The organism is bacterium, from assembly GCA_035295165.1.
Taxonomy (GTDB): domain Bacteria; phylum Sysuimicrobiota; class Sysuimicrobiia; order Sysuimicrobiales; family Segetimicrobiaceae; genus JAJPIA01.
Genome location: DATGJN010000057.1, coordinates 1 through 9,243, shown reverse-complemented (window position 1 = coordinate 9,243; position 9,243 = coordinate 1). Strand labels below are relative to the sequence as shown.

Sequence of the window (9,243 nt, the reverse complement as noted above, 5' to 3'; positions counted from 1 at the left end):
CACCGCCGCGTGATCCACGTCCCGGGCCCGATCATCCCTGGAGGCAATACGCTCAGATCGCTCGCCGCAAAGAGCTCAGCGCCCAGGGGGTGACATTTTCGCTGAACCGTTAGCATGACAGGATTGCTGAACTACGACACGCGCGTGCGCCGCACAACACACACGCTCGCGGCACATCTCCGTTCGTACACCCGCCGTCCGTACGCGACGCCCTGGCGCAGCATCGTCCGCTCCCGGCGCGGCGGGTGCGATCGCGGCTCGCGCGTCCGGCGTCGGGGGCGCGGATCACCCCGCGGCCACCTCGATCCGTGCGCGGCCGCGCTGCTTCGCGCGGTACAGCGCCGCGTCGGCGGCACGAATCAAGCTCTCCATCGTCGCACCGTGCGTCGGATACGTGGCGACCCCGAGCGACAGCGTCATCGACCCGACCGGATTCCCTCGATAGCGCACGTCGAGATGGCGCGACGCGTCGACGATCTCCTCGGCCCGCCGTCGCGCGTCCGACAGCGTGGCGCCGGGCAACGTGATCACGAACTCGTCGCCGCCGTAGCGGCACGCGATGTCTTCCTGGCGCGACCAGGACCGCAGCATGCTCCCGATCTCGCGAAGCAGCAGATCACCAGCGTCGTGGCCAAATGTGTCGTTGAAATGTTTCAATAGGTCGATATCGAACATGACCACGCTCAGCGGCTGGCCGGTCCGCTCGGCCCGCCGGATCTCTCGGTCCAGCGTCTCCTCGAGATACCGACGGTTGTACAGCCCCGTGAGCGCGTCGCGAATCGATTGGTCTCTGAGCGTCTCCCGGAGACGGAGGTTCGCGATCGCGAGAGCGATCTGATCGCCGATGACGCGCGCCAGCCGCACGGCCTCCTCGGACAGAGTGGACGGCACGCTGTCCTCGACGAGGAACAACACACCCATGGCGTCCCCTTGCGCGACGAGTGGGACGCACACGGACGCTCCCGGCGGTGGCTCGGGCAGGTGCCGGCACGGGACGTCGTGAGCGTTGGAGAAGTAGAAGACTTGTCCGCGCCGTAGCGCCCAGCAGTCGTTCGGGTTGAATACCGGGGCCGCCGCAGACATCGTCCCCCACGAGGCGACGGACTCGACGACGTCGCCAGACGGGCTTGTGAGGTATACGGCGCCGCTCATCCGCGGGAACAACTCCGGGATCGTGCGCCCCATGATCTGGTACGCTTCCTCGATCGACACGCTGGCTTGGAGCAGATCGCTCATGCGGATCAGCGCTAGGGTTTCGTGGACCTGGGCGCGCATGCGTTCGGCCATGCTATTGTACGCCTGCGCCATCATCCCGAGTTCGTCCCCACCGTGGGCCTGCACGCGACGCGTGAAATCGCCGCCGGCCAGCGCCGTGGACGCCTCCGCGACGTCCCGAATCGAAGCTGCAACGCCGGACCACACGACCAGGGCGAGAATGAGGAGGAACGCGAGGGCCAGCGGGGCGCCGGTTGCCACGAGCTTCGCCTGACGCGCGGCGCGGTGGTTGGCCGCGAGGTGCGTCTGCAGTTGCGCGCTGGACACCGCGGTAAACGCCGTCGCGGCCTGGCGAATCTGATCGATCAGCACCTTGCCCGCGTCGGACGACCCCGGCGATCGCACGGCGGCCTCCGCGGCCCGAGCCGCCCTCATGCGTTCACCGATCGTCATATCGAGGGATGCTGCGATGTCCATCATGTGGCCGGCGGACGGCCGATCTCCGAGGTTTTCGGCGGCGTCGGCCAGTGTGAACGCACGTTGCAACGCGGTCAGCCCCGCCGACGACGGCTCAAGCGCAACCATACCGTTGAGCCCCCGCCTGAGCGCGGCCGCCTGAATCCCCCACTGGGTGAGCAGGTCCGCCCGCGGCGCGCCCGCGTATTGCCGGGCGATCGCGCGAAGCGAGAGCACCGTCGCGTAAGTGGCCTGAGACGCTGCGTCCAAGCCCTCAGGCGCCGCGCGACGAGCCGCGATATCGGACGTCGCAACCTCGGCCCGCCACCGCACGAACAGCGACTGAATCTGATCGAGAAGCTCGACCTGTTGGGGCACGAGCGGGAGCTTCCGAAGATCGGCCGCCGCGCGATCGAACGCGCTCACGCCATCGGTGTACGGCGCGATAAACGTGTCGTTGCCGGTCAGCAGAAACCCGCGCTCATTGGTCTCGGCGTCGAGGACAGCCTTGATCAGGCTGTTGGCAGCAACAATAACCTGGTTCACTGACGCCACGGCCGACGTCGCGGTCGCGGTCAGATCGACGGCGCGATAGAGGAACGCCGACACGGCACAGGCGATGACGATGCAGACGACGTAGACCAGCGTGAACCGTGCACGCAGCGAGACGCGCAACCGATCTCGTCCCGTCGGCCGACCCTTCGATGCGCCGAAGACGTCGGAGGGTGCGCGCCGCTTCACTTCCGACTCCTCATCGTTCATAAACGCCCCGGCGGATGAGCAATGGGGCTTTCGATGATGTCGCTGATCGCTGAGCAGCGGATTGCGTCGCGCGTGGGCATCGCGACGTGGGGCTGGTCCGCGCGCGTGCGCGCGACAGCTTGTGTCACCGCTGTATTCGGCGACTTGTCTCTGCCCGCGTCGCGCAGCCCACGCAACCCCTTGCCGCTATAGACCACTTGGACCAGGAGCTCGGACTTGGGCATGTGCAGACCTCGGCACCACGAATCCCCTAGCCAGAACTCTCAACAGAACCCTCATCATAGAGAAGATGCCCATCGCTGGCAGGGCCTAGACGACCGAGGCGCGAGCGTGCTCTGTGTCAGAGCGGATCGAGTTAGCGGTGCAGCTTCCGGCGAAAAGCAAGACGGCGGTGAGATTCCACCGCCGCCTCACTGATCGAGGAGCTCGTCTGGCACCTACGACCGCCTAGTGCACGATCGCCCGCTGCACCGCGCGAGTCTCGGCTCAGACTCTACCAGCGGCCGTTGCTACCTTGATCGTGACCGCCATCCTTGCCGCCATCCTTACCGCCGTCCTTGCCACCGTCCTTACCGCCGTCCTTACCGCCATCCTTGCCACCATCCTTGCCGCCATCCTTACCGCCGTCCTTACCACCATCATGCCCGCCGTCGTGGTCTCCACCGCGGTCCTTACCGCTGTCCTTACCGCCATCCTTGCCACCATCATGCCCGCCGTCGTGGTCTCCACCGCGGTCCTTGCCGCCGTCCTTGCCACCATCATGCCCGCCGTCGTGGCCGCCGTCGTCTCCGCCGCCTTTACTGCCACCACCATTATCGCCACCGGTGTTGCCGCCGGTGTTGCCACCGGTATTGCCGCCGGTGCTGCCACCGGTATTGCCGCCGCCGGGATTGCCACCACCGGGATTGTTGCCACCGGAGGTGCCGCTGTTGTTGTTCGTGTTGCTACCGCTGTTGCTGTGGCTCCCGCCGCTGCTGCCGCCGCCGTTCCCATTTCCGGAATCTGCACCCAACGGACCAATCGTACCAATCGCCGGGAAGGCCAGAACGTCAACCTGGCCGGCGACCTGATCACCGTCAACCGGACTGGACAGTACGATCGCCTGGGCGCCGACAAACTGGGCAAGGGCGCACACAGACTGTCCGTACTCTTCACCGACGACCACGCCGGTGATGCTCGTTGTCCTGAACGCTCTCACCCCCGTCGGCGTCTTCAGCGTTACGGTCAGTGCACTGCAATCGGCCGAAGACAGCGTTCCCTCGGTCCGCGTTACCGGTTGCGCGCTCTGCGCCTGCCCCGCGAGTGGGATTCCCCACACCGTGACGGCGGCGCCGATCAGCCCGACCAGAACGACCCAATGTCGAGGCTTCTGCTTCATCGTCCACCCCCAAATTCGTGTGTAGTCCTGCCTACCGCGCACGGTGTCCAGACACTCACTGCGTTGACGCAGCGTCGAGTCAAAAACAAGAAGCTGGACTCTGTGGCTTGTCCAGCTTCGGTAGCCCCGCTGACCCAACGAGCCGGGTCCGGCGGCTTTGCGTCTCCGCGTTACCGCGGATTTGCCTTTATCGGCCGGGCACTCTTCCGTACGCCTCGTGATTCACTGGAACCAACAGCGCCGTCTAAACCATCACGCCTTGTTCGCCCTCTCCTCGTGGCAACCACCACGCCCCCTTTCACGCGTAGTGAGTGCAGCCTTGCACCTGCGCGTGCGAGATCTGAGCCACCGAGACCCCCAACCTGGGCCAAAGAGAAGAAGCCGGACGGTTGGGCTCGTCCAGCTTCGGCAGCCCCGCTGACCTAGCGAACTAGGCCCGGCGGCTTTGCGTCTCCGCGTTACCGCGGATTTGCCTTTATCGACTGGAGGATCTTTGTGGGCCGTCACACCATCCCTTTGTCATGATCGAGCGTACCATCGACGGAATTTATCGTCAATTCGGTCGTTCGCGTCACCAATTGCATGTCAGATTGATCGCGGGATTGACTCATTCGATAGATCGGGATGGAAGTCAGAGGGAGATTGTGGAGAAGATGAGATGCAAGATCTCCTTCAGTCGATAGTAAGCACCGACCATGTGCCACGGCCGCACGGCCGGCGAATCGGCTCAGCCAGCGATAAGAACGACGTGTTCCCTGGGCCACCGCAGGCGCGCGAACGCCGACGGGGCGGATGCGAGGCGATGCGTCCTATTCTGCGAAGTCCTCCGTGACCGCCACGCCCACATCACCCGCGTTCGCGACCCCGATGCCAATGCGATGAAACGCCGGGTTCATGATGTTGCGCAGATGCCCAGTGCTGGCTAGAAAGATCGTGTGCGCTTCCTCGACGGTCTGAGCCAGCGTCACGTTCTCGCCCACCGCCCCCTGGCGCACAACCGGCGACAGACGATCCAGAAATGAACTACCGGACAGTGTACCGTGGCCGACGTAGCCGTGAGTGGCCATGTCCGTCGAGTGCTCCCGCGCCACGAAACGGAGGGACGGGTCCATATACAAACGGGACAACCCGTGCGCCGTGCGCGCATCGTTGATCAACTGAAGCAGTTGCGATTCGGCCGGAGCGTCGACCCTCGCGGCCGGCGCCGAGGCGTTCAACTGAACGACAACGCTAGAATCACTCGCTGTTGACCCCTTCGCCTGGGTGAGAGGAATGATGAGCAGGCTGACGACGAGCGGGATGAAGAGGATGAGCACGCGCCGCGCGGTACCATCGAGTCGCCTTCGCACTCGCGAACCTCCTTCGGTAACCCGGCTGACCTGAGGATGCAGGTCCCGTGGTTTTGCGCCCCTCGGTTGCCCGAGGTTTGCCTTTGTCGGGAAGTCCGGACGTCCGGTCCCCGTATGCCGTTATCCCGGTCGAGCCGAGCGTGCCTATCCTCAGCCGTTTGAGCCGTTCTTCACTGTTCCTTTGACGTTCCCTTGTAGGATAGTGGGGGCCTATTCGTATGTCAATCGTTCGACCGCCGTATCGATCCTTAAGTGCGATCCGGCCTCGGCGGGAACACCAGTTTGTACGTTCCATCCCGCTGCGACTTCGGTCGGGCATCGCCGGCCGCAGGGTCGGGGACACGCCGCGTCAAACAACCCCGCGAGCGCAGTGTCCGGACCGGGGGATAGACCTGCCCTCGACCCGGAAGGAGGTCTCGCGTGGCGGCACGGCTGTTCGGGTTGCTCGCCATGAGTTTGGTGCTCTCGGGATGTTCGCTCGCTGGGTTCGTCCCCGAGCATCAGGAGACGCCACCAGCTGCGGCCGCGCTGCTCGTCGAAATCACCGGGACACCCGGGACTGCGTTTGAAGGATCCCTCGGCACGACCGCGACGACGCGATCGATCACGGGGCAGGTTCCCGCCCAGTACAGCGTGGATGCAATCGCAGTTGTCGTCAGCCTGACGAAGAAAGAGGAAGCCGGCAACCTGACCGTGCGGATCCTGCGTGCTGGTCAGGAGGTGGCCAGTCGGACGACAGACGCACCGTATGGCAGCCTGCTGCTCGTCTACAAGCCCTGATACCGGACTCAGAACCGGGTCCACGCCGGATCCCCGCGCGGGTCCACAGACGGACGCACGACGAGACTACGCGCGGCACACGGCGTGGCACGCAGACGCGGCGATGCCGCACACGCTGGTGGCGAGGATGCACGCGATGTCCGGAGCCGTTTGGCAGGCGACCGCCGCCGCGCCTCCCGCCGCTCCCCAGCACGCGGCGTCGCAGGACGCTTGAGCGGTGCCGGCCTGCACAACGGGAAACTGCCCCTGCACCGGAGCAAACGCGCCTCCCGACAACGCTTCGGAGCGGACGATGATGGACTCGAACACCGCTGCAAACGCGACCGCGGCGTCCGTTACAGCTGGCGAGAACGCGGAATCGAGGCCGGGGCCTTCCCACGGTTCACGCATGCTCCAGGTCTCGAGGTCAAATTCGCCGCGCCACGCCCGTCCCCCGGTCAGCACCTCCACGAGCGCGGCGCCACGCGAGGGAAACTCTTGGGCAGTGACGCCGATGGAGCTGGCATCCCACCGCAGCCGGTAGGTCGTTGCACCGCCCCGGACGACGAGCATCGCAGCCCCCAGCGTTTGAGGCGCTGCCCGCATCGGGGTGCTCGCACCGACCGTCAACACGAACGCATCTCCGTGTAAGACCTCGACCGTAGCGCGCGAGGCGACACCGGCTGTGTCGCTCGACACGCGGGCGCGAACAATCCCCTGCGGGCCGGCGTACCACGCCTCCACCAGCTCTCCGAACATACCGGTACGGATGTTGACCAGAGGAACTTGGGCCACGGCTCCAGGCGCGTCACACCACCCCGCGACCCCAGACGCCGCGAGCGTCGCGCACGATGCGAGGAATCGTCGTCGGGTCCTGCGGTCCACCGGACGGTGCGCCTCCCTCGACACGGTCCGTGCCGCCGAGTTGTTCGGCCGGCGCGGTCGTCCACCTGTACAGTACTATTAGGAAGAAACGGCATCACGACGCTGTCACGCCGCCGTGTCCATGCGCCTCCCGCCCGTCCGGCGGCACGGCCGCTTGACGTACGTTCGCCGCGCATGATAACGTGGATCAGGTTGTCATGTGCAAATAGTTTTCATGTAGTGGGTGGGGGCCGGTGACCGACTGGGTCGTGCAACTGGAGCATGCATCGCTGCGGCTGTCGGGGCGATCGATCTGGAGTGATCTCTCTGTCGCAGTCCCCCGCGGGGAGTTCTTGGTCATCATCGGGCCGAACGGCACGGGCAAGACCTCGCTCCTGCGCGTCCTGTTGGGGCTGCAACCGCCGACGGCCGGGAGCGTGCTCGTCAACGGCCGCGCGCCCCGCCGGGGCAACCCGGTGATCGGGTACGTACCGCAACAGCGCGCATTCGACCCGGAATTGCCGCTGCGAGGACGCGACCTTGTGTTGATGGGCCTCGACGGACACCGTTGGGGTATCTCGTTGAACGAGCGGGCGAACCGGGCGCGGGTGGATCGGATCGTTGCCCTGGTCGGCGCCCAGTCTTACGCGGACAGGCCGATCGGGTGGCTGTCTGGGGGAGAACAACAACGCCTCCGAATCGCCCAGGCGCTTGTCGGCAACCCCTCCCTGCTCCTGTGCGACGAACCGCTCTTGAGCCTGGACCTGCACTCTCAGCACGTCATCGTCCAGCTGATCGCCCGGTGGCGTCGGGACCACGACGCCACCGTGATCTTTGTGACCCACGACGTCAACCCTGTCATGTCGGTCGCGGATCGCATCCTGCTCCTCGCGGGTGCGCGCTGGGGCATCGGGACCGTGGACCGCATGATGACCTCAGAGACGCTGACCCGCCTCTACGGGACCCCGGTCGACGTCGTACAGCACGCCGGACGCATCGCGGTCCTCGGCGCCGATCTTGGCGGCCACGACCCTGTGGCGGCACACATGGAGGACGGCGCGTGACGTCGCTGTGGGGATACGCGTTCGTCCATCAGGCGCTACTGGCGGGGACGATCACGGCGGTCGTCGCCGGCGTGGTGGGCCCGTTCATTACCACGCGGAACATGGGATTTGCGGTTCACGGGCTTGCGGAGATGGGATTCACCGGCGCGGCCGGCGCCGTGCTCTTCGGATTCGCACCCGAGGTTGGACTCGTAGGCGCCTGCTTCCTCGCCGCGCTCGCGATCGGCCTTCTCGGCGTGCGCCTGCGGGAGCGCGACATCGCGATCGGCACCGTGCTCGCCTTCGGCATGGGGCTTGGCGTGCTGTTTCTCGTGCTGTACACGCGCTATGCGACCGAGGCGTTCAGCATCCTGTTTGGCGCGATCCTCGCCGTGAGCGCCGAGGACGTCGTCTGGTCGGCGGCGGTCGGCGCGGTCGTGTTGGCGGCGATGATCGCCGTGTACCGGCCGCTGCGCTTCGCGAGCGTGGATCCGGACGTTGCCGAAGCGCGCGGCGTTCCGGTCCGGCTGCTGTCGGTGGTGTTTCTCCTCATTATGGCGCTCGCGGTCGCCGAAGCGGTACAGGTGGTCGGGGTGCTGTTGATCCTGACGCTGCTGATCACGCCGGCGGGCACGGCGCGCCGGCTGACCGCCCACCCCGGCCGCGTCGTCGCATATAGTATTCTTATCGCGGTGGGCGTCACGCTGGGCGGTATCGTGGGCGCGGTGTACACCTCGTGGCCCGTCAGCTTCTTCGTCGCGTCGTTGAGCTTGGTCGCCTACCTACTGGGACGGACATTTGGCGCCCGGGTTCGCGCGTAGCGCCCGCGCCACTGGAGGAACACGGGAGATGACCGCGGTCGATCGGTACGTCGACGTGCTGCGCCGTGCGAAGTTGCGTGTCACCCCGCAGCGCATCGCGATCCTGGACGCCTTGGCCAGCGGCTCCCACCTGACGACGTGCCAGGCGATCTGGGAGCGGGCCCGCAAGCGGACGCGGGGGCTCGGACTGGTGACCGTCTACCGCATCCTGGAGCGGCTGCGGACCGCGGGCATCGTCGAACAGATCGACCTCCACGGCGCGACCCACTTCTGCCTCGCCGACCACCATCACGACCACATCATCTGCGAGCGGTGCGGGCGCGTCGAACCGCTGGAAGCGTGCGTGCTTGAATCGCTCACGGGATCGCGCCTTCAGGACACCGGGTTCTTGGTGAAGGGGCACCGCCTCGACCTGCTGGGGGTGTGCCGCGGCTGCCAGCAGGCGACGTCCTAGGGTGTCCAGTGTGGACGAGGTGTTGACACTTTTGCACTCCAACCGAGCCCGGCGGCATGGGTTAGCTGGCCTTTCTGCCGGCGAACAGCGTCGCCGGCGTGCGGCCTTGCAGGCGATACCCTTGATGCGGGCGCTCCCGGTT

At 66.1% G+C, this 9,243-nt stretch carries 9 protein-coding genes and 3 riboswitches; of the genes, 4 read left to right on the top strand and 5 right to left on the bottom strand.

Annotation, left to right across the window (positions count from 1 at the left end; all coding sequences use genetic code 11):
- Positions 1–285 precede the first annotated feature (285 nt).
- From VKZ50_08630 to VKZ50_08615, 4 genes are all read right to left on the bottom strand, one after another.
- Entirely contained in the window at positions 286–2,412 is a 2,127-nt protein-coding gene (locus tag VKZ50_08630; GenBank protein HLJ59783.1) for a diguanylate cyclase, read from the bottom strand.
- A 17-nt stretch (positions 2,413–2,429) separates the two neighbouring features.
- Positions 2,430–2,657 carry a hypothetical protein gene (locus VKZ50_08625; GenBank protein ID HLJ59782.1) on the bottom strand — a complete coding sequence of 76 codons (228 nt, stop codon included), beginning with the start codon at positions 2,655–2,657 and terminating at the stop codon, positions 2,430–2,432.
- Positions 2,658–2,926: 269 nt separating this feature from the next.
- Positions 2,927–3,811, bottom strand: coding sequence for a hypothetical protein (locus VKZ50_08620; GenBank protein HLJ59781.1), 885 nt, complete (start codon positions 3,809–3,811; stop codon positions 2,927–2,929).
- Between the two features lie 116 nt (positions 3,812–3,927).
- Positions 3,928–4,007, bottom strand: a riboswitch (cyclic di-GMP riboswitch).
- A gap of 208 nt (positions 4,008–4,215) precedes the next feature.
- A riboswitch (cyclic di-GMP riboswitch) is annotated at positions 4,216–4,295 on the bottom strand.
- A 325-nt stretch (positions 4,296–4,620) separates the two neighbouring features.
- On the bottom strand, positions 4,621–5,160 hold the full coding sequence (locus VKZ50_08615) for a CAP domain-containing protein (GenBank protein HLJ59780.1): 540 nt from the start codon (positions 5,158–5,160) through the stop codon (positions 4,621–4,623).
- A gap of 12 nt (positions 5,161–5,172) precedes the next feature.
- Positions 5,173–5,252: riboswitch (cyclic di-GMP riboswitch) on the bottom strand.
- 328 nt (positions 5,253–5,580) lie between these two features.
- Here VKZ50_08615 and VKZ50_08610 point away from each other — a divergent pair.
- Positions 5,581–5,940: a hypothetical protein gene (locus tag VKZ50_08610; protein HLJ59779.1), complete on the top strand. Its 360-nt coding sequence runs from the start codon at positions 5,581–5,583 to the stop codon at positions 5,938–5,940.
- A gap of 66 nt (positions 5,941–6,006) precedes the next feature.
- On the opposite strand, the gene VKZ50_08605 is transcribed toward VKZ50_08610, so the two are convergent.
- The gene (locus VKZ50_08605; protein HLJ59778.1) at positions 6,007–6,804 is read right to left on the bottom strand and encodes a hypothetical protein; all 798 of its coding nucleotides are present in this window, start codon (positions 6,802–6,804) and stop codon (positions 6,007–6,009) included.
- A 233-nt stretch (positions 6,805–7,037) separates the two neighbouring features.
- Between VKZ50_08605 and VKZ50_08600 the strand changes: the two genes are divergently transcribed.
- The 3 genes from VKZ50_08600 to VKZ50_08590 are packed head-to-tail and all read left to right on the top strand — an operon-like array spanning position 7,038 to position 9,101.
- The gene (locus VKZ50_08600) at positions 7,038–7,847 is read left to right on the top strand and encodes an ABC transporter ATP-binding protein (protein HLJ59777.1); all 810 of its coding nucleotides are present in this window, start codon (positions 7,038–7,040) and stop codon (positions 7,845–7,847) included.
- The gene (locus tag VKZ50_08595; protein ID HLJ59776.1) at positions 7,844–8,647 is read left to right on the top strand and encodes a metal ABC transporter permease; all 804 of its coding nucleotides are present in this window, start codon (positions 7,844–7,846) and stop codon (positions 8,645–8,647) included. Before VKZ50_08600 ends, VKZ50_08595 begins: the two co-directional genes overlap by 4 nt.
- Positions 8,648–8,675: 28 nt before the next feature.
- On the top strand, positions 8,676–9,101 hold the full coding sequence (locus VKZ50_08590; GenBank protein HLJ59775.1) for a Fur family transcriptional regulator: 426 nt from the start codon (positions 8,676–8,678) through the stop codon (positions 9,099–9,101).
- Positions 9,102–9,243 lie beyond the last annotated feature (142 nt).

Coding starts and splice junctions, on each gene's coding strand:
- VKZ50_08625 (HLJ59782.1), bottom strand. CDS start 2,657: ATGCCCAAGTCCGAGCTCCTGGTCCAAGTGGTCTATAGCGGCAAGGGG.
- VKZ50_08590 (HLJ59775.1), top strand. CDS start 8,676: ATGACCGCGGTCGATCGGTACGTCGACGTGCTGCGCCGTGCGAAGTTG.
- VKZ50_08620 (HLJ59781.1), bottom strand. CDS start 3,811: ATGAAGCAGAAGCCTCGACATTGGGTCGTTCTGGTCGGGCTGATCGGC.